General features: G+C 46.3%; 17 protein-coding genes and 1 pseudogene. 5 read left to right on the top strand and 13 right to left on the bottom strand.

Features of this window, described 5'->3' with window-relative positions:
- Nucleotides 1-283 precede the first annotated feature (283 nt).
- The gene (locus ACOCLE_RS05415; RefSeq protein ID WP_419535834.1) at nt 284-1,927 is read right to left on the bottom strand and encodes a hypothetical protein; all 1,644 of its coding nucleotides are present in this window, start codon (nt 1,925-1,927) and stop codon (nt 284-286) included.
- Between the two features lie 367 nt (nt 1,928-2,294).
- Here ACOCLE_RS05415 and ACOCLE_RS05410 point away from each other — a divergent pair, with 367 nt between their 5' ends.
- Nucleotides 2,295-2,771, top strand: a complete 477-nt coding sequence (locus ACOCLE_RS05410) for an RDD family protein (RefSeq protein WP_419535833.1) — start codon at nt 2,295-2,297, stop codon at nt 2,769-2,771.
- A 536-nt stretch (nt 2,772-3,307) separates the two neighbouring features.
- Here ACOCLE_RS05410 and lptG read toward each other — a convergent pair.
- Nucleotides 3,308-4,366 (bottom strand): LPS export ABC transporter permease LptG, encoded by a 1,059-nt coding sequence (lptG, locus tag ACOCLE_RS05405; RefSeq protein ID WP_419535832.1) that lies wholly within the window; start codon nt 4,364-4,366, stop codon nt 3,308-3,310.
- A complete protein-coding gene (lptF, locus tag ACOCLE_RS05400) occupies nt 4,359-5,423 on the bottom strand; it encodes an LPS export ABC transporter permease LptF (protein ID WP_419535831.1) in 1,065 nt (354 codons plus the stop codon). The genes lptG and lptF overlap by 8 nt, the downstream gene beginning before the upstream one ends.
- 294 nt (nt 5,424-5,717) lie before the next feature.
- Here lptF and ACOCLE_RS05395 point away from each other — a divergent pair, with 294 nt between their 5' ends.
- Nucleotides 5,718-7,199, top strand: coding sequence for a leucyl aminopeptidase (locus ACOCLE_RS05395; protein ID WP_419535830.1), 1,482 nt, complete (start codon nt 5,718-5,720; stop codon nt 7,197-7,199).
- 90 nt (nt 7,200-7,289) lie between these two features.
- On the top strand, nt 7,290-7,754 hold the full coding sequence (locus ACOCLE_RS05390) for a DNA polymerase III subunit chi (protein ID WP_419535829.1): 465 nt from the start codon (nt 7,290-7,292) through the stop codon (nt 7,752-7,754).
- Nucleotides 7,755-7,851: 97 nt separating this feature from the next.
- Here the strand turns inward: ACOCLE_RS05390 and ACOCLE_RS05385 are convergent, their stop codons facing one another.
- Entirely contained in the window at nt 7,852-8,817 is a 966-nt protein-coding gene (locus ACOCLE_RS05385; protein WP_419535828.1) for a hypothetical protein, read from the bottom strand.
- Between the two features lie 307 nt (nt 8,818-9,124).
- Here ACOCLE_RS05385 and ACOCLE_RS05380 point away from each other — a divergent pair, with 307 nt between their 5' ends.
- The gene (locus tag ACOCLE_RS05380) at nt 9,125-11,980 is read left to right on the top strand and encodes a valine--tRNA ligase (protein ID WP_419535827.1); all 2,856 of its coding nucleotides are present in this window, start codon (nt 9,125-9,127) and stop codon (nt 11,978-11,980) included.
- Nucleotides 11,981-12,083: 103 nt separating this feature from the next.
- Here ACOCLE_RS05380 and emrD read toward each other — a convergent pair whose 3' ends face one another.
- The 6 genes and pseudogenes from emrD to ACOCLE_RS05350 all read right to left on the bottom strand — a co-directional run bounded on the left by emrD (nt 12,084) and on the right by ACOCLE_RS05350 (nt 17,377).
- On the bottom strand, nt 12,084-13,274 hold the full coding sequence (gene emrD / locus ACOCLE_RS05375) for a multidrug efflux MFS transporter EmrD (protein WP_419535826.1): 1,191 nt from the start codon (nt 13,272-13,274) through the stop codon (nt 12,084-12,086).
- A gap of 507 nt (nt 13,275-13,781) precedes the next feature.
- Nucleotides 13,782-14,387 carry a LysE family translocator gene (locus ACOCLE_RS05370; RefSeq protein ID WP_419535825.1) on the bottom strand — a complete coding sequence of 202 codons (606 nt, stop codon included), beginning with the start codon at nt 14,385-14,387 and terminating at the stop codon, nt 13,782-13,784.
- A gap of 161 nt (nt 14,388-14,548) precedes the next feature.
- Nucleotides 14,549-15,166 (bottom strand): hypothetical protein, encoded by a 618-nt coding sequence (locus ACOCLE_RS05365; protein ID WP_419535824.1) that lies wholly within the window; start codon nt 15,164-15,166, stop codon nt 14,549-14,551.
- 28 nt (nt 15,167-15,194) lie between these two features.
- Nucleotides 15,195-15,485 (bottom strand): hypothetical protein, encoded by a 291-nt coding sequence (locus tag ACOCLE_RS05360; protein WP_419535823.1) that lies wholly within the window; start codon nt 15,483-15,485, stop codon nt 15,195-15,197.
- 246 nt (nt 15,486-15,731) lie between these two features.
- Nucleotides 15,732-16,756: pseudogene (locus ACOCLE_RS05355) on the bottom strand (IS481 family transposase).
- A gap of 147 nt (nt 16,757-16,903) precedes the next feature.
- Nucleotides 16,904-17,377 (bottom strand): acyl-CoA thioesterase, encoded by a 474-nt coding sequence (locus tag ACOCLE_RS05350; RefSeq protein ID WP_419535822.1) that lies wholly within the window; start codon nt 17,375-17,377, stop codon nt 16,904-16,906.
- Nucleotides 17,378-17,815: 438 nt separating this feature from the next.
- On the opposite strand from ACOCLE_RS05350, the gene ACOCLE_RS05345 reads away from it, so the two are divergent.
- Nucleotides 17,816-18,511, top strand: coding sequence for a class I SAM-dependent DNA methyltransferase (locus tag ACOCLE_RS05345; RefSeq protein ID WP_419537155.1), 696 nt, complete (start codon nt 17,816-17,818; stop codon nt 18,509-18,511).
- Between the two features lie 84 nt (nt 18,512-18,595).
- Here ACOCLE_RS05345 and ACOCLE_RS05340 read toward each other — a convergent pair whose 3' ends face one another.
- The 3 genes from ACOCLE_RS05340 to ACOCLE_RS05330 form a co-directional block, all read right to left on the bottom strand.
- Nucleotides 18,596-19,357, bottom strand: a complete 762-nt coding sequence (locus ACOCLE_RS05340; RefSeq protein WP_419535821.1) for an outer membrane protein — start codon at nt 19,355-19,357, stop codon at nt 18,596-18,598.
- A gap of 228 nt (nt 19,358-19,585) precedes the next feature.
- Nucleotides 19,586-20,038, bottom strand: a complete 453-nt coding sequence (locus tag ACOCLE_RS05335; protein WP_419535820.1) for a GNAT family N-acetyltransferase — start codon at nt 20,036-20,038, stop codon at nt 19,586-19,588.
- 48 nt (nt 20,039-20,086) lie between these two features.
- Nucleotides 20,087-20,818, bottom strand: a complete 732-nt coding sequence (locus tag ACOCLE_RS05330; RefSeq protein WP_419535819.1) for a TylF/MycF/NovP-related O-methyltransferase — start codon at nt 20,816-20,818, stop codon at nt 20,087-20,089.
- Nucleotides 20,819-20,861 lie beyond the last annotated feature (43 nt).

The raw sequence follows: 20,861 nt of genomic DNA, 5'->3' as shown, positions 1-20,861 counted from the left end.
CATGTTCTAGATAAGAAAAACAACTTAATGGCAAAAAAGTTGCCAATATAATATACATCTAGAAAGATATGATGTATGTATTACTTGGCACTCAGATCTTAAAAAGATAGCAAAATGGATATTTTCATATCATCTATTTATATAAAACAATCAACAAGACAATTCAGCCAAAGATTATTATTAACAGTAAAGCAATAACAGTACACTTACAAATAAGAATATATACTCTTCCACTTTCATAATAATGGACGACAATATTACCAATTAACAAAATACACATCGATTAATAATCATCTGGAGGAGGAAACTTGATGCTATGAATAGTATTTGGAACATCCTCCGCGAAAATTGATGGGTAATAATAGGCGGCTAGAGCAACTCCAAAAAAATAAATTCCTGCTGCCCGATAATAATAATTTATATTATTCTGCCTTGCTAACCGGTAGAAAGCAGATATACCAAGCTCTCCGGATAATAATACACTAGGCACAAACCATGAAAATGACCTCTCAGTTGTATATACAATAACCTCACTTCTAGAGCGTACAGATGCTTCAGCAGCCTGACAAAGGTTCTCAGTATAAACTCGAAACTTATTCACATTCGGAACCTGTTTTATTACTTTTTTCCTGATCGTTTTAATCCTTTCTACTGGCTTTATCGTTTCTTTTCTAATGCCCCATGTTCCAAACTCACGAGATTCATAAATGAGCTCTTTCTGATGCCTTTGCACTAAAACTTTTTTATTTTTTGTTCCTCCTTCATGCAATAGTATTTCACAATAATTCCAAGCCAAAGGGATAGGCCCCATAGAGAAGTATCCCTTACGATCCACTCTGACCACCTGACCACTCCTGAATGAGTCCTGCTTCGAGACTCCCTTGTTCCATTGAAAAAGAAAAGTTCGATCCGACTCTTCATACCTTCCTGTTCTTTTGAAATATTCAGTCTCTTCAAACTCAACCGGATGATTTACATCCGTAACAAGCTTTTTTGTTGCATAAAAGAATTTATAAAGAAGAGCAACAGCAGAATCTCTATACCTTCCCGGCCTAGGTTGTCTTTTATCTTCGTAATCATTAATTATTTTATACTCGCCATTATCCCCGTAGATATTATTTTCATCACTTATTTCATACTCCTCCACCATTTCATCGTCAAATTCGTCATTATCATCATCAGTATCCTCTACAAAATCCAATGCCAGCATGAATGGCTTCACAACATCAATAACCACAAGTTCATGCTCATGAGTTTCACTCATTTTTCTTGCAACATCTCCTGTCTCAGCTCCCAGCCGTTTAACCGTTATGGGATGATTATGATACTTACTGTCAATAACCCCTGGGCTACGCACCTCTGATCCCAGCTTGAAATCACCGATCACATTTTTAAAAACCGCCCCCCATATACTTCGTATCCACGTACTACCACCAGTACTCTCTTTGAGACGATTATCAAAAGTCCCTAGCATGACACTATCCATATATCGAAAATAGTGATCTCCCTTACGGACAGGGTCAATAACATGGTGATTAATGGCATCCTTCCATGCCAGAGAAAATCGATAAAACGGAAGGAGCAGTGAGCCAACCATTAAATCGGAGAACAAATAGTTTCCGGACTTGGCAATTTTCTCCATAAACGAGTAAGTTGGCGCTCTTTTTGATTTTATTAATTCTTTGTAATAATCAATCTCAGTGTCTTTAACCTCATCTTCAGATCCATCAAAATCGAAAGCTTCTTCAAAACCACCGTTATTGCCTTGCTCATAGGCGCTCAGAAAATCATCAACCCCCTGAAAGTCTTGATCCAGCTTTTGAAAAGGAGTTTCGAAATCTGCACTTTCATACTCCTGCCCGTAGGAAGTTGAAATAAGCAATACAGAAAAGAAAAACAAATAGAAATAACGGACATAGAAAACCATCCCAATTGTATTCCTCAAAATATAAAAGCCATTCGGTATCGATCAATATTCTTATACATGACTAAAAACTGAAAAATGCAACATGCAACATGCAACATGCAACATGCAACATGCGAAAAGCATTCCTAATGAGACATTTTTAAAGAAAGATCGTTCCTGCTTTATAGAACTAAAATTTTCCATTCTTATTCAGATCATCCATCCAAAACAATTGGGCAACACTAATCAATCTGATTTGCGTGTATCTGTCATTACTTTGTTATCTTGCAATCTTAAGTACCAGTCAGCTCAGGTCTCTGGGCGTAAGAAAAAATAGCTGATAGAATGCCGGTTAAAATTAAATGTTAAATAACAAGGCAAGAGGTCGATGGAAGTCACCAGTCTTAACCCGGCTCCAGTATGGAGAAGAGCTGCGGCCATGTTGTACGATTCTCTATTAATCCTGGCCCTGTTGTTTATGGCTGGTTTTCTCAATCTGTTCATCCAGATTCAGATTTTTGGTGATGAGCAGCTCAAAGCGATGACTGAAGAGGGTTACAGCCTCGGTGGGCCCTTTTTCTACGCTGCCTTACTGGTCATTATTTACGGTTTCTTTGGTTTTTTCTGGACCCGGTCAGGGCAAACCCTAGGCATGCAGGCCTGGAGAATAAAAGTGGTCAGCACTGAAAATCAATTGATCAGCCCATGGCAAAGCATTATCCGTTTTCTAATTGCCATTCCTTCGCTGTCTCTTGCTGGTACCGGTCTTCTCTGGGCACTCATCGACCGGAAGCGGCGAAGCTGGCAGGATCTGGCCTCGTCTTCCAGAGTCATTCTTCTGGAAAAACCTGCAAAGAAAGCCTGATAACACGCTCCCTATATTCCTCGGTGCAGTTCCATAACAAGACTGCACTGGCGACACTGCCAGCCCGCCCAAGTTCATGCCCCTGCTCACTCCTACCTACAGTGAAGCGCGAATATACCGAAACATTTATTGGTATTTTTACCTACCCGGCATTAGAATGAAATCATCGCCATTGATCAATGATGGTGTGCCGGCAAGCTTATATTGGGCTATTCATTACAAACAGGCTTTCAGCAAGCAGTAGAAAAGGGAGACTTCAGTATGAACACCCAGCTATTTGAACAGCTTTTATCTCATCTGGCGGAAGTCTTTCGTCGTTTATCAGGTCAGCCGGAATCATTCGATCGCACAAGCCAACTCGAAGAGTGCAGGCTTTACTGCCCGGTCACACGAACCCCACAGCGGCCTATAAGAAGAAACCCAAGATATCCATATTAAGTCACTTCCATAAACTGGTTTTAAATCTGATGCATAGGCTTCAATCAACACCTGAAAAATTGTTTGCTTCATTTGACAGGTGTTGTAGCCATCCCCCCTTATGCAGCACGCCTTAGCATTACCGCCCCGGCCAGCAGGCAGATGATGATTGGTATCATGACCGATAATACCGGCGGAAACCCGAATACCAGACTGGATGGCCCCATCAGGTTCTGAACAATCATGAACACAATACCGGTGATCACTCCGGAGAATATCCGTAATCCCATACTGACCGAACGCAAAGGGCCAAAGACAAAAGAAATGCCCACAATAACCAGGGAGAGTATCGATAACGGCTGAAGCAACTTTGTCCACAATGCCAGATCATACTCTCCAGCATCCAGCCCCTGTGCTGCCAGATACTGCGTGTATGTGAGCAGGCCGGATATCGGCAACGCTTCCGGCTTTACCACAACCACTTTCAGAAGCGTTGTGGTCAGGCTGGTATCCCAGGGTTCTACAAGACTCTCCTCAGTAATGAATTGTTCATCCTTACGGCTTATGGTCGTGACATTCTCAAGCAGCCAGTGATCACCCTGGTAAATGCCTCGTTTGGCAAAAGAGCTTTCCTGAAGTCTCATGTCATCATCAAAAACATAACGACTTACGCCATAAAGCACTCCGTTTGGCTCAACAGCATTGAAGTACATAAATTCATGGCCTTCGCGATGCCAAAAGCCTTCTCCGGTATAGGTTCCATCCGCTGAGCGGGCAATGGCTTTTCTGGTCTCTCCAACCTGCTCCGCCATGGGAGCCAGGTATTCTCCCAGTATCAACCCAGTAAGAATCATGACCAGGGTGGCCTTCATCACAGCACCAAGGATGCGCCATAACGAGACACCCGCAGCCCTCATAACCACCAGCTCGCTGTTGGAGGCCATGGAGCCGAGTCCCACAAGACAGCCAACCAGTGCTGAAACGGGAATCAGCTCGTACAGTTTTTTGGGAATCATCAACAGAGTGAAAATCAATGCATCCAGCGATTGATAATTGCCTCTGACATCATCCAACTGCCCAAGGAAAGAAAACAGTGCTTCAAGAAACACCAGAATCAACAGGACAATAACCGTTGCCCCCAGAACATTCCTGGATATGTACCGATCCAGCTTACGCATTTCCAGCCCTCCGGCGCGCCAGCCAGAGTTTGCCCGGCTCAACAAGGTACAACATCAACGCAATCAATAAGAAGAGAATATGAATGGGCCATAAGCCAATGTCTACCGGGAGGCGTCCATCTTCAATCGCCCCACGCCCACTCATCAGCAAAGCCAGATACAACAGATAGAGCAATATGCCAGGCAACAGTTTCACATAACGACCCTGCCTGGGATTAACCTGGGCAAGCGGTAATGCCATCAGTACAACGATCGGTATTAACAAGGGTAGAGAGATCCGCCATTGCAGCTCAGCACGATGGCCGGGTGCGTCGGAATCCATCAGCTTAGTCGTTGGCAGCGCCTGCTCTTTGCTGATCTCTTTTCTCGAGCGGCGCTCTTCCATTCGAAGACCGTAATTTTCAAACTCAATTTCCCGCAGAGGCAAGGCTCCGGGAGTCAGGTCATAGCGGTAACCATCATCCAATATCAGATAGCGCTGTCCACCCTCTCCTGCATTGGCTTCGATTCTTGCCTTTTCCGCCAGAAGCAATGTCATGGACCCCAGGTTATTGCTATTCACGTTACGGTTGGCAATAAAGACCTTGTTCATCTGCTGATGATCATCGGTCAGCTCCTCGGCATAAGTTACGCGCTGCCAGCCAAACTTCTGGAAACGACCGGAAACCAGGGTATCAAACTCGGTCAGCGAGTCCTGCTCGGCAAAAATTCGTTCAACCTTCTGTATTCCCTGGGGGGCAACCACAAGACTTAACAGCGCGACCAGCAGCATCACCCCGACAGCAGGAATCATCGTCATGCCTAAAAGTTGATTACGACTCAGACCACAGGCGCTGAGCACCGTCATTTCGTTATCAACATACAGCCTGCCATAGGCGAGAAGAATGCCCAGAAAAAGCCCCAGGGGCAGTATCATGACCAGAAACTCAGGAATCCGGTACCCCATGATGGCAAAGAGAAAGTCTGCTTTCAGAGTGCCAGTTGCAGCCTGTGCAAGGTAGTTCACAAAGCGTCCACTCATGATAATGAGCAGTACGACAGACGTCACAGCTAACATGACCTGCAGCATCTGTCTGGACAGGTAACGAAATATGATTAAAGGCATGCCTTGGTGAAATTCACAAAATCAAAACGAACAATTATACGTCAGTCGCCGTAAAAAACCGGAAAAATCCCCGGCTATCTGGCAGAAGCGTAGAATAAACATACAATGAATCTGTTGCTTTTCCACGCCCTGATTGCAGCTCGGATATTGCAGGAGCCTGCCATATCCGAGCTAAAGCGTCTGGTTGAATTGGCTTAACCATATTATTATCCATGAAATCGGATAACTTGTCCCCTTGGAGAGACTATGGAATTTGTTGTTAAGAGCGGCGCCGCAGAAAAACAGAAAACTGCCTGTCTGGTTATTGGCGTCCACAAGAAAACGCTTCCACCCTCTGCGACAGCCATAGACTCATTAACTGAGGGGTATCTTGCCGGAGTACTCAAGCGTGGAGACCTGGATTTCAAGCCCGGTCACTCACTGATGCTCCTGCATACCCACCATGCGCCTTTTGAGCGTCTGCTGCTACTCGCCATGGGTGATAATAATAAGCCATTAAAGGAAGCCGAGTTTAAAAAGCTGACGGCCAATCTGGCCAGCCAGTTGAAGTCGGTTAATTCCAGGGAAGCAACCGTTGCCATCGAAGACATCGCCGTAGAAGGTAAATCACTTCAGTGGATTACCCGCCAGGTGGTCGAAGCGGTTGAGTATGCGTTTTACCAGTTCAGCCAGTTCAAAAACGATACGGGCAAAGGCCCAAGCCTGAAAAAAGTCACACTATTGGCGGATCGTAAAAATGCCGAAGCAGTGAAAGCGGGTCTTTCCCAGGGACAGGCCATTGGCAATGGTCGTAATGTGGCCAGAACGCTGGGCAATTTGCCAGGCAACATCTGCCACCCTACCTATCTTGCTGATGAAGCCAAAGCACTGGCGAAAAAGCACGCCAAGCTGACCACCAAGGTACTGAATGAAAAACAAATGTCTGACCTTGGCATGAGCTCCCTGCTGTCCGTCAGCGCCGGTTCCGAACAGGAAGCCCGACTGATCTGTATGGAATTCAAAAATGGCAAGCGTGGTGCCAAGCCTCTCGTTCTTCTGGGTAAAGGGATCACCTTTGATACCGGTGGTATCTCGCTGAAACCCGGTGCAGCCATGGACGAAATGAAGTTTGATATGTGCGGTGCCGCCAGTGTATTTGGCGTAATGAATGCCATTGTCGAAATGGACCTGCCCGTTAATGTTATTGGCATGGTGGCTGCAGCAGAAAATATGCCCAGTGGCAAGGCAACACGCCCGGGCGATATCGTAACCTCCATGTCCGGCAAAACCATTGAAATTCTCAACACCGATGCCGAAGGTCGGCTGGTGCTTTGTGATGCACTGACCTATGCCGAACGTTACAAGCCCGAAGCGGTTATTGATATTGCCACGTTGACCGGCGCCTGCATCGTTGCCCTGGGTCACCATACCACTGGCCTGCTCAGTAATAATGAGCCGCTGACTGAAGAGCTTCTGAGTGCGTCCAAAGAGGCCATGGACCGAGCCTGGCAGCTCCCAATGGGTGAAGAGTATACCCAGCAACTGGACAGCAACTTTGCCGACATGGCCAATATTGGTGGTCCATCTGCAGGTACCATTACAGCAGCCTGCTTCCTGGCAAAATTTGCTGAAGCCTACCCATGGGCACATCTGGATATCGCTGGTACTGCCTGGAAATCCGGTAAGGAAAAAGGCGCAACCGGTCGCCCGGTGCCAATGCTGGTTCAGTACCTGCTGAATAAAATCTGATTAGCAGTACCAATAATCAGCCCGAAAACAGGCCTTGGATGAGTTCTCTCAAGGCCTGTTTGTTTGTGTCAATTGAGTTATTATTCCTGAATGACCAGAGTTACTTTTTATCTATTAGACAGTCAGGGGCAGAATGCCGAGCAATTTGCCTGTCGCCTGATCGACAAAGCATGGCGCGGTGGACTGCCCATGCACATTCATACTTTTGATGAAAGTAGCTGTAAATCCATGGATCAATTGCTCTGGTCATGGAGGGAAGACAGCTTTTTGCCTCACGGGATTGTTTCTGACACTCAGAACAGCACTCCTGAAAGTCGCCTACTGGTGAAACAATCCCCCATTACCCTGGGGTTTGATAAACCGCTGCTGGAGCAAAAGCGGCTCCTGATAAATCTCAGCACCGAGGTTCCCTCCTTCTTCAAAGACTTTTCCCGTGTCTGCGAAGTCGTGGTTCAGAACCCGGATCAGAAAGCCGTTTCCCGAGATAAATTCCGCGCCTATCGACAAGCCGGAATTGAGCCCGAAGTTCACAATATGCCAGCGTTTACCGGTTAATAACAAGCCGAAGACTTTGCTACTCGTTGAGAGTATTTTGAATACCATCAAATAAATGGAATATGCATGAACAGTGAGTAGAATTTCTTTCCACTGTTCAAACACCGGAAATTGGGACAGACTTTATTCTTAGTACCAGTTTCCCCCTCCCCTCAGTCTTTAAAAACTCTCTACCCGCACCAAATAATTTTAAAAAGCAATCGTTCTCAACATTCTTCAAACATTCTCCGAGCAAAGGAAGCACGGTTTTGACAAAAAAACCATGATCAAGCCATTCATTCAAGATCAGCATCTTCTCTATGTCGCCCTGAGCACATAAAATACGTTTCAATATTTCATTAATCGTTTTTCTTCTTCCTACAGCCTTTTCGGTACTGTTTAAATCATGCTGATTTAGTCCTGATTTATCACCTACTTCTACACTATCACCACCATGAATCTTATTGCACAATAGAATAAAATTGGAGATAAAATCCCTATGCCCTGTGACAAAATCACTTAAGGTGTAACGGTCTGCCATAGACTGACAAAGACGCCAGCTACGGCCTACCTTAACAACCAGAAAGTGATGCGCCGAGAGTTGTGACCTATCGCCTGAAGGAAACCTGCTAGCCAGCGTACAGTTAAACAATTGGCTATCATCCTTGAAAATACTAAATACTCTATGCATATCAAATGGGCTGTTTGCCTCAAACTGCTTTTCTTCACCCGCTTGAAAAATACGGAGCTTTTCCAATAACTGATCCGTGGTTTTATGACACACAGTGGTCGTTATATCACTGCATGCTTTTTTAATTACATTATCTACACGTACTTTAACTGCACTGTTATTATCAGCGCTCGACACAACTTCTAAAACATTGACTTCAGGAGAATGACTGGCAACTTTCATTTCATGCAAATATTTATTTCCCTTTTCAGACCTGGTCTTTAACCCTTTGTCAGCATCAGGATTACACATACAACTTTCCTGCAAGGGAGAATTAGGAGCATTCCTGAGCGGAGCACCGTTAAAAACACTATTGTGCAAAAAACCTGGTGTATTATTTGATCTGACATCCATATTTAAGCGCCCATTAACACCAACTAAAAATACTGGCTATTATTTGCAGTAGAATATTGGGTAATAATGCTCATTTGTGTACCGAATCAATTAAAAAGTTCCCTTGGAATCCAGCTCTCCTTTTAGATACAAGGATACTAACTTTGCCAGGACACCTCACTCCGATCAATTCTTCGAATAATAGAAGAATGACAACGACTTTCGACTTCCTGAATCAGCCCCACAGTGTATAATCACTCGTTTATCCAAACCCAGAGACTCCCTGCTCTTCAGGACACGCTTTGGAACATCTACTGGAAAAGCAGTTATGGAAAAGACGTTCAACCCCCAGGCCATCGAACGCACGCTGTATCAAAACTGGGAAGAGAAAGGCTATTTTGCACCATCTGGCGAAGGCAAGCCTTACTCCATCATGATCCCTCCTCCCAATGTCACCGGCAGCCTGCACATGGGCCACGCCTTCCAGGACTCCATTATGGATGCCCTGATCCGCTACAACCGGATGAAAGGCTGCAACACGCTGTGGCAGGTGGGTACTGACCATGCGGGCATCGCAACCCAGATGGTGGTTGAGCGCAAGATCCTGGCGGAAGAAGGCAAAACCCGTCACGACTACGGACGTGAAGCCTTTACTGATAAGATCTGGGAGTGGAAAGAAGAGTCCGGCGGCACCATCACCCGTCAGCTTCGTCGTCTGGGTGCATCCGTTGATTGGGATACCGAGCGCTTCACCATGGACAAAGGCTTCTATGCGGCTGTCCAGGAAGTCTTTGTCCGCCTTTATGAAGACGATCTCATCTACCGCGGCAAGCGTCTGGTTAACTGGGATCCAAAGCTGCACACTGCCATCTCTGACCTGGAAGTAGAAAACAAAGAAGTCAAAGGCAATATGTGGCACCTGCGCTATCCACTGGCGGATGGCGAGAAAACCGCAGAAGGCAAAGATTATATTGTGGTTGCCACCACCCGTCCGGAAACCATGCTGGGTGATACCGGCGTTGCTGTAAACCCGGAAGATGAGCGTTACAAAGCACTGATCGGAAAAGCCGTTATTCTGCCTCTGGTTAACCGTCGCATCCCGATTGTCGCTGATGAACACGCCGACATGGAGAAAGGCACCGGTTGCGTAAAAATCACCCCGGCACACGACTTTAATGACAACGAAGTCGGCAAGCGCTGCAACCTGCCAATGATCAATGTCATGACCCTCAACGGTGACATCCGCCAGCAGGGTGAAGCCTACAACATTGACGGCACGGTTAATCAGTCTATTGATACTGCCATTCCAGAAGCCTATCAGGGCATGGAGCGCTTTGCTGCCCGTAAGCAGATCGTTGCTGACTTTGATGCGCTTGGTCTACTGGAAAAAATCGATGACCACACACTAATGGTACCTTACGGTGACCGTTCCGGCGTGGTTATTGAGCCTCTGCTGACTGACCAGTGGTTTGTCCGCGCTGCGCCGCTGGCAAAGCCTGCAATCGAAGCGGTAGAAGACGGCCGTATTCAGTTCGTACCCAAGCAGTATGAGAACATGTACTTCTCCTGGATGCGAGATATTCAGGACTGGTGCATCTCCCGTCAGCTCTGGTGGGGACACCGTATTCCAGCCTGGTACGACGATGCAGGCAATGTCTACGTTGGTCGTAATGAAGACGACGTTCGTGAAAAGCACAACATTCCCTCTCCGGTTGTCCTGAAACAGGATGATGATGTTCTGGATACCTGGTTCTCTTCTGCTCTCTGGACCTTCGGCACCCTGGGCTGGCCAGAGCAGACCGACCGCCTGAACACCTTCCACCCGACCGATGTGCTGGTCACCGGTTTTGACATTATTTTCTTCTGGGTAGCCAGAATGATCATGATGACCATGCACTTCATGAAAGATGAAGACGGCAAGCCACAGGTACCGTTCAAGCACGTGTACGTGACCGGTCTGATCCGTGATGAGCATGGCGACAAGATGTCCAAGTCTAAGGGTAACGTCCTTGACCCTCTGGATATGATTGACGGTATCGAGCTGGAGTCACTGGTTGAGAAACGCTGCGGCAATATGATGCAGCCTCAGCTGGCGGAGAAGATCGAGAAGCGTACCCGCAGCACCTTCCCTGATGGTATTTCTGCCCACGGTACCGATGCCCTGAGATACACCCTGTACTCACTGGCCTCGACCGGTCGTGATATCAACTGGGATATGAACCGTCTGGAAGGCTACCGGAACTTCTGTAACAAAATCTGGAACGCCGCCAACTATGTCAAAATGCACACCGATGGTCAGGACTGCGGCAACAATGATGAGCCGGTTGAGCTGACTCTGGCTGACCGCTGGATTGTTTCCCGACTGCAACGGGTAGAAGCCCAGATCGAAAAGAACCTCTCCGAGTTCCGTCTTGATCATGCGTCCCAGAACCTCTATGACTTTGTCTGGAATGAGTACTGCGCATGGTACCTGGAACTGTCCAAGCCAGTATTGTGGGACGAGAACGCACCTGCTGAGCGTAAACGTGGCACCCGTCGTACACTGGTTCGGGTTCTGGAGTCCATCATGCGACTGGCTCACCCGTTCATGCCTTATATCACTGAAGAGATCTGGCAGAACATCAAGCAGAGCGCTGGTGTTGAAGGAGAAACCCTGATGCTGCAGAGCTATCCAGTGTCTGACTCAGCCCGTATTGATGAAACGGCTGAGCGTGATATTGAGTGGCTTAAGTCGTTTATCACCGGTATCCGTAACATCCGTGCCGAACTGAATATCGGGCCAAGCAAGCCGCTGAACGTCCTGCTGCGTAACACCTCGGCTGACGACGTTGCCCGCCTGAATGACAACCAGACCTTCCTGAAGTCTCTGGCCAAGCTGGAAGACATCAAGGTACTGGCTGCAGGTGAAGAAGCACCAATGGCAACCACGCAACTGGTGGGTTCCATGGAAGTACTGGTACCGATGGCCGGCCTGATCGACAAGGAAAAAGAGTCGGCCCGACTCAATAAGGAAATTGAACGGTTTGCCAAAGAAGTGGCCCGCTTTGAAGGCAAGTTGAACAACGAGAAATTCATCAGCAAGGCACCTGCTGACGTTGTTGAAAAGGAGAAAGCCAAACTGGCTGAAGCCCAGGCTGCCAAAGCCAAGCTGGAAGAACAGCTGGAAGCGATCAAGGCTCTGTAAACCAGAGTCTTGTATATGATAACCACCTGCAGAAGTAGGTGGTTTAGGGATAAACAATAAAAATGGCTGCAGTTATTGCAGCCATTTTTTTACGTCCTGTTTTTTACACCGCTGCACGCCCTGTCGCAGGAGCCAGCAGAAGACGGGCAGTCATCACCACCAGCAGGGTCAATACACAGAGAATTGCGGCTACCGGAACCTGACTGGACATAGGGATACTGGCGGCCACCAGCGTCACCAGACCACCGCCCAGGTTTTGCATACCACCCAGAACCGCACCGGCTACACCGGCATTTTCCGGAAATGGCTCAAGTGCAGCAGTCGTTGCAGTAGGAAACAGCAGCCCTGACCCCAGGAAATAGAGTGTTGCCGGCACCAGTATCACCCAGGCATTCAGATAACCCATCAACCCTGCCACCAGCATACTGGCCGAGCCAATAACCAGCATCACCACACCTCGGCCGATGATGCTTTCCAGACTGTGTTTCTTTGCCATCTGCCCCGCCAGCCAGGAACCAAACAGGTAACCAGGGATCGGAATCACAAACAGTACGCTGATCACTCGCGGATCAAGTCCCATCAGTTCACCAAACAGCACACCCGCAGCGGCTTCGAATACCGCAATACCGGCAAAGGTGGCCACCAGTGAGATCATAAAACCATTGAACTGCCCATTACTCAGAACATAACGATAACTGGCCAGCGCCCCCATGGACCGTTTGCCAACATTCTTGTGGGTCTCACCAAAACGCCCCAGCACCAGAAGCCACACCAGCACACCAAAGCCGGTCAAAAACCAGAAGCTGGCCTGCCAGCCAAACGCCGTGCCCAGAAAGCCACCCAGCATCGGCGCAATCAACGGTGTAAAAATCAGCGCCATGCTGATGTAACTGTTAGCCCTTTGCAGATGAAGCCCACTGTACAGATCACGCATGACCGTACGCGCCATCACCCCACCGACACCGGTTCCCATGCCCTGAACGAAACTGGCCAGCAGCAACATTTCAAAGCTAGGGGCGACGCTGCCAATCAGCGAGCCGGCAATAAAAATCACCAGACCAATCAACATTAACGGCTTACGGCCAAAACGATCCGACAACGGCCCATACAAAAACTGTGAAATGCCATAAGGAATCAGGTACAGAGCAATTGCCGCCTGAATAGCCCCCGGGGCTACCCCGAAGTCCGCCGCCATCTGAGACATGGTCGGTACATAAATCGTGTTGGTCAGCTGGCCACAGGCCGTCAGCACCACAATGACAAACAGTACCTGGAAAAATCCCTGTTGTTTCATTACCCCAATCTCACCAAACTGAAAATCAAATAGCCCCTGCTCACCTCAATGGATGAGTCAGAGAAATTCAACATGTACCGCCCTGGAACCACTCAGGCTTCAGGGCTGACAAAGAAAAGTGTTGCTTAGCAACTCAGAGATCAGGACTGATCCTGAGTACATCGTCCGTGGCTGATAGAAAGATTGTTTTTATTATTTCATCAGACCATCAGTACAAAATGAGACGATTGTTTTGCTCGAAATGTAATCACATCTATCGCTACCGGCAATGGGTAGAGAGCGCAAGGCCGCGTAAACATAAAATATTATTGTTATGCAGTAAGAAAGCAGAGATTAAAACCACAAATAAAGCATAATTCAGACATTAAAATACAACAGGAAGACAATAAACAGATAATATAGCGACAACAAGAGGAGTTATGAATCAGCGGCAAATAAATGGTGCAGGCCGCTTCGGTAAAGAATTCCCAGCTCTGTCTAACAAAAGACACCTTTCGGCTTTTTTCATCATTCAGGCCTCCATCGAAAAAGGGCAATAGCAGACGCTATCAAGCCTGTACCTACCACTCTATTCAACCACACTGAAAACCGACCTATCTTTGCTGAGATAGCATGTGAGCATATGCCATATAACAGGAATACCGACATTGCTATAGCAATGTACAGAATACCTAAGAGTAACAGGTCAAAAAAATAGCTTTCCTGACGCTCAATAAACTGAGGCAGGAAAGCTGAATAAAACAGAACAGGTTTTGGGTTGGTCATTGAAATCAAAAATGCCTGAAAACAGACCAGCCTACCGGAAATCCGTTTGACGTTTTCGATCACCCTTATTGAAGGGGATGCCAGCACTTTGACTCCCATGTAACCGAGATAAAATGCTCCACAGATACGAAGAGCATCCAGCATCTTACTGGATGCAACAATTAATGCTGTCACCCCAAAAACGGACAGTATCAACCAGAGCAGATTGGCCACAGCAATCCCTATCAGCGCTGATACGACACGCTTGAAATTTCCTGTTGTTCCCTGTGAAAGTACAAATAAATTCGTTGGGCCGGGTATCGCAACAATCGCTATCGACAAAATAAGAAATGCTGGAGAAACGGCCATATTGAAGACTCCTTCGATACTATAGCTATAGACCTTATTTACATTGATAAGTTCTTGTACAACTACAGTTCAGCGGGTAGGAAGCAAAGGGTCATTATCACTCATGTATCCAGCAGGCCATACAATGACTATAGGCAAATCGCTGGATTTTTTCTCAATGATTACCGACACCGCACGTTCTCAGATGCCGAAGAAACGACAGCCTCTTTCAGTGATAGGAAACAATGGCTTGAAGGAATGCGAGATAATGCTTTCAAATAATAGAGATAAGCCGAACGATGATAGTTTACAGAATGCGTGTTCATAAAGCCGTGCAGAAAGTCTGTCCGTAACACATCAACATATTGCTTTTGCTCAACCACCTCGATCAACTCAGACACATCAAAGTGCTTTTCTTCTTTCGGAAACACCAGGCACATCGGGAAAGCGGGCTCGATACCGGAATAGTGACGAATCTGTGAGCCATAAAAGCCCAGAGCGCCAGAAACCCTTGAAGCAGCAGGTTTCTCAGAAAGTCTCCAAATGGCAGATGCTCCAACGCTGAAACCAAGAAGGCTCACCTGATCATCAGAAATCGTGATTTTTTCAGCCAGCTTGTTAGTGTATGTGTCCAAACCTCCTTCAGAGCAGAAGCAGGTATACGCCTCAGCTTCATTGCTAAACCTCATGTGTTTTCCATCATAAGGATCAACCAGCTCAACATTGCCTGGAATCAGCGATATGAGTTCTTCGAGTGCAGCCGTTGCCCCAAAAATATCTGACACAATAATACGATGCATGATTTTCCAGTACTCTTTCCACGTCGGGTCACATCATGGCACCAAGTATCATCAGGGAAAACGTATAATAAGCATAAATGGCTAATAACACCTCAGCGGTGGCTGCCATGAACTCGGCGGGTCTTGAAAGCACCCCGAGGAAGCCAAACTGCCCTGAATAGTTATCCTGTGTATCCAGAAAGAACTCAGTGAGTAATAAAAACAACGTAAAAACATTCACATTATCCCCCCGTTTATACAGCCCCTTTTTAGTCAGATAAATGGTAGGTGCAACCAGAAGGTACACAAAATAGAAAAAAGCAACGGCAGGAAACAGCACACTTGAAAAGACATTGTTGCTTGATAAATCAGTATGAATTACCGATTGGAAGCAAAGAAAGACAGTCAATAGCCGGATCATAAATTCCCTTTACTGTGGCCACCTGGAGCCTTACCAAAAGCCTGTTGATTAAAAAGTACATCCCATGTTGCTTAAAACATCATTACTCAACAAACAATAACATGTAGAAGTTCAGACCTGACCTGACAGTTACCGATTTTCAAGAAGGTGTCTGTCAGGTTAAATTCAGGCTATGAACTTTTCCTTCCAGATCTCTTTCCCATCAATCAGTGTTTCTATCGGCGTTCTCCCGTTGCACTGCTTACCTTGATGGGTACGCTCAGTATTGTAGTGAATTAACCATTCGTCCAGATCTGACTGAATCATCTCAATACTCGTATACAGCGTCTTTCTCAATGCAGGTTGATAAAACTCCTGCAGAATCGTTTTATGGAAGCGTTCACAGATTCCATTCGTTTGTGGATGCCGGGTTTTCGTCTTCGTATGTTCAATGTCGTTCACCGCCAGGTAAAGTTGATAATCGTGTTGATCAGCACGACCACAATACTCTGTACCTCTGTCTGTCAGTATTCTGAGCACAGGTAGCTCTTGAGCTTCATAGAATGGCAACACGCGGTCATTGAGCAGGTCTGCAGCCGTAATTGGGGTCTTTGTCTTATAGAGTTTGGCCTGCGCTACCTTGGAGTAAGTATCAACATAAGTCTGCTGATAAACGCGGCCAACACCTTTAAAGGTTCCAACATAGAAAGTGTCCTGTGAACCAAGGTAGCCAGGGTGCGCTGTGTCAATCTCACCACTGGCCTCATCATCCAGCTTCTTGCGCTCAAGTGCCCTGACCTGGGACTCGGTGAGAATGATTCCTTCTCGAGCCACTTTCTCTTCAAGGGCTTTGAGGCGCAGTTTGAAGCTTCCCAGATCATTTCTTAGCCAGATGCTTCTCACACCGCTGGGAGAGACGAAGATACCTTGCTTGCGAAGTTCATTGGAAACACGGGCCTGCCCATGGGCAGGATCTTCTACCGCATACTCATTTCAACAGCGGGGTCTACTCGGTTTTTGAGGTTTGGAACTCTTCGGCTTTGATCAAGAAGTGCTTCGACCCCACCTTCATCAACAGCATCCCGGTAACGATAAAATGTATCTCTGGAGACACCCATGGTTTTACAGGCTTTAGAGATGTTTCCGAGCTCATCTGCAAGGTTCAGTAGCCCGACCTTGTGCTTGATGATTTTCTGGTTGGTGTGAATCATAAGGGTCACCTTTAATGATTTAGATTTCAGTGAACTCACCTTCTTTCTAAATCGGTAACCCTTTTCTTTTGATGAGAAGAAAATGTCAGATTAAGTCTGAACTACTCCAAATAACACACCAGAAAAAGTATGTGACTGAAAAGCTTTCTACTTTTCCTTTGCTTCACGCCGTTCAGTCACTTTCTGGATCACACGGTCTGGTGGGATCACCCCCGTTTTGCTGAGCACACAACCACGTGATGTTCCTTCAGCCACCACCCTGCCCTTAACCAGAAAGGTATGCTGCATATGGAAACTTTTGTCATCCCAATCAACGATCTTCATCTTCACTTCATATTTCTGAAAAGGCTTTAATGGCTTTTTATACTTCATGGTGTGTTCAGAGACCACCGGCATCCAGCCTTCTTGATGCATGGTTCTTGCCAGGCCAGTCCGGATAAACATATCCACTCTTGAGAGATCACAGATGGTCAGGTAACGACCATTGTTCATATGAATATTAATATCCAGATCGTTGGGTAGTACTCTCAACGTCAGTGAATTTTCAGGTTTTACCACGGGCAGCCTTGGCTTGAAAAAAGATGCCAACAACAGATAGATCATTCTGAATATCAAGCTCATTCCACACTCCTGAATGCGATGAACGGCAAGGTATTCATCAGCAAGTATTCGGGTTTAGTCATCATCTGATGCAAACGTTCCCCTGTTATTTTTCTATTGCATACCAAGTGAAATCATTGCTGAAATCCCGTTAAACACCCTTGAAATGCTGTGGCATTTAACAATAAATCCTCTAACAGACTCAAGGATTAGCAGCGTATTTTCTCATTTGTCACCACTGTCTGTGCAATTACTAATACGGCACCAGCAGAAGTGATAGAACTCACCAATAAACCACGGCTTCCACGAAATCCGAAGCCCTCCTGTACCAGAGATGAATGGATTCGCAAATAAAGTGATTTGTTGTAGTATGCGCCACCAATTTTTTCCGGGTAACAGCGCTTGATTACTGCTTCCTCAAATGCATTGTATACAGACCTCTCCTGCTACTACGACTTAATGTGTGCCGACATTAACTACCAGGACCAGAGTAATTATGTGCATCGGCTACATCAACTATTCGGTAATAAGGGCACAAAACACCTGGACCTTGCCTGTGGCACAGGCCCACATGTTCGCCACTTTATCGATAAGGGTTATCAGAGCAGTGGGCTGGATATTAACCAGCCCATGCTGGATATCGCAGGACTGCGTTGCCCGGAAGCCGATTTTGTACTGCAGGACATGTGTGACTTTGTGGTTGAGCAGCCAGTGGATTTGATGACCTGCTTTCTCTATTCCATTCATTACAGCAGTGGCATTGATAGACTCAGGTCGTGTATTGCCTGTGCTCATGCAGCACTGAATAAGGGTGGCTTGTTTTGCTTTAATGCTGTTGAGAAGAACATGATCAGTAATAGCTCAGTGGTGAGTCACACGGTTGATTATGATGACAGCCATTTCGTGTTCAGCTCCGGCTGGAGTTATTGCGGCACTGGCGATAAACAGTCACTGAGATTGAGTATTGAGAAAAGTACAGTACAGGAGAGACAGTTCTGGCAGGATGAGCACCCTATGGTCGCCATCAGCTTCAGCGAGCTTGAAAGGTTATTAAGCCCTTACTTTGAGGTTTATACGTTTGAGCATGACTATGAAAAAATAATTCCGCTGGAAGAAAGCGCAGGTAATGCGATTTTTGCCTGCATAAAGCGATGACCTCCAACTGCGGCATCACTTAAGATGCCGTCATTCTTCGTCCTCAATTCATCCATTGCATTAATTGTTAGAGATACTGTTTCACTAAAACCTGCGGTAAAAACCGACCCGAAAACTCTGTTCTTTAAATTCCAGGGAATGCTTAAACCCGTCTGCCGGGACAGTTCTGAGGCTACTCTCCATATCAACAATGTCGTCATAGGAAGAATATAAATACTCTACTTTTAAAGACCATGCTCCTTTCAGCAGTTGCTCAAAACCAAGGCCTGCAGCCCAACCCAGAGACCATTGTTCATCACTTTTGTCAGCATACTCTGATGCAAATGTATCTGTGAACTTGAAGTTATATTCAAAGTGCCTGAGCACCGGCCCCAGAGAAAGATAAAAAAGATAATCTCCAGTGATATAACCTAATCGAGGGCGTAAACTCAATGCTATGTTCGATTTGACTCTGGAATTTATCTCAAATGTGTGTGCAGGCTGCGTCAGATACGTAATATTGCCAGAGCGATAGGGTTCGTTGTAATCCGTCAGATACAAATCAATCTCAACCCCATAGAGGATATTGTCCAACTGCCGGTTTACCCCCCAAAACACCGTGCCACTGACGTTACCAGCCTTTATATCATGAGATGCCACCGGATCTAGCTGGCCTGGGTCAGTAGTTATAAAATATCCATTCGCTTTCGCGTTGGCTGTCGGGTCTGCGGCTCCTCGGGAATAACCACCCGTAAAACCAACATAATGTCCTATCCATGTTGATGAAGATGAATCTTCAGTTTCCGCTACGACTGCACCTGATAGCAATAAAGCAGTAACCCCTGCCAAAAATATTTTGTTGCTCATTCTTATCATCCCTGAGAGGCTAATATTGTCTGAGATGTGCACCTCTGACTGGCCTTATCAACTAAAAGTTGTTGTCGCATTTAATCAATGCTTAACCTTTAGAGCTGCCGCGACTCACACAGCCTTGCAATTATCATGCATAGCCACAGTTTTAGCTGATATTTCGGCACAGGCTCTATAACCTGTAATTATCTGCACATACCCCATGCCGCGGTCGTTAAAGCAGCGCTAATCAACAAGATTCAAATACAGCCGCAACATGTCCTTATGCTGAATGCCATGCTCAAAAATGGGTTCCGGATAATGGTCAAGAAAGTGGTTAGCAATAACGCCGGATACCCGAAACCCAAGCCGTTGATAGAACGTCAACTGATAACCAAAGGTGCCTGTCCCCAGCTCAACACATTGTATTGACCGGCAAGAGAGGTCATCAATGACATAGTTGAGCAACTGCGTTCCAATCCCCCTGCCCTGCAGATCCGGCATGACCGATACATTGAACACTTCAGCACACCCATCCGAGATCGTTTTGACGATACAGGCCCCAACAATACGCTCATGCTCTCTGGCAACGTAACACCAGCCATCCCTCAGGTAAGACAGAATACTGGCTTCAGAAGGATCGGCTTCGAGCAGAAGTTCCAGGGGCACTTCGTCAGACCTGACGTTTTCAAACTGCATCAATTTGCATTCCCTTACCAGTGTATGGATTGATGGGAACTATACCGCTTAAAGAAACCTCACTGCCACCTGTTCCCAGCAGGTGTTATAAGCAAAGAACTCAACTTGTTTGCCAGAGCGACTTAAGAACTCATGCAGCGCTTTTACTTCATGCTCTTCCCATTTAGGGAAGTTGTATAACTCATCAAACAGTACAATAGAGCCTTTCACCAGGCGGTGACCTACTGCATTGAAGATATCCACGGTGGACTGGTATAAATCACAATCGATATGCAGCAACGCAATGGGCTGCTCTTTCAGTACCTCGCTCGCAAAAATGGGCAGTGTCTCACTGAACAGCCCTTTGACAAGACAGACATTATTCAACACAGGCGGAGGAACGTCCGGATTGTGATAACCAAAAACGCCCTTTGGTAGAGGAAAATCATTCCGACTCCAGTCTTCCGGTAACCCGTTGAACGAGTCAAACCCATAAACGGTAGAGTGTGGGTTCAGGGCAGCGATGAAATTAATCGTTCGACCAGTACAGACACCCATTTCAGCAATCACACCATCCAGTGATATTTGGTCACACACATAGCGCATTAATTCAGCATCAATATCAAAAGGTTTTGCACCATTCAGATATTCCTCAACAAACTGGGTCGCTTCGGCATTCTTACGGTAATGCTTGTCCGTTGAAAAGAAATTAAGGATCTGACTGCCTTCGGGTGAATCTGCCTTGATGGTTTCTATGGTTGATGACCAGTCATAAGAAGGCATTATGTATTGATCAAACATTGTCTATCCTCATCAATAGTGACTGCGCATTTGATAGGGTAGA

Origin of the sequence: Endozoicomonas sp. (assembly GCF_965196975.1) — a bacterium.
Taxonomy (GTDB): Bacteria; Pseudomonadota; Gammaproteobacteria; order Pseudomonadales; family Endozoicomonadaceae; genus Endozoicomonas.
Note: the sequence above shows the minus strand (reverse complement) of the source record. Positions and strands in the feature narration are given on the sequence as shown.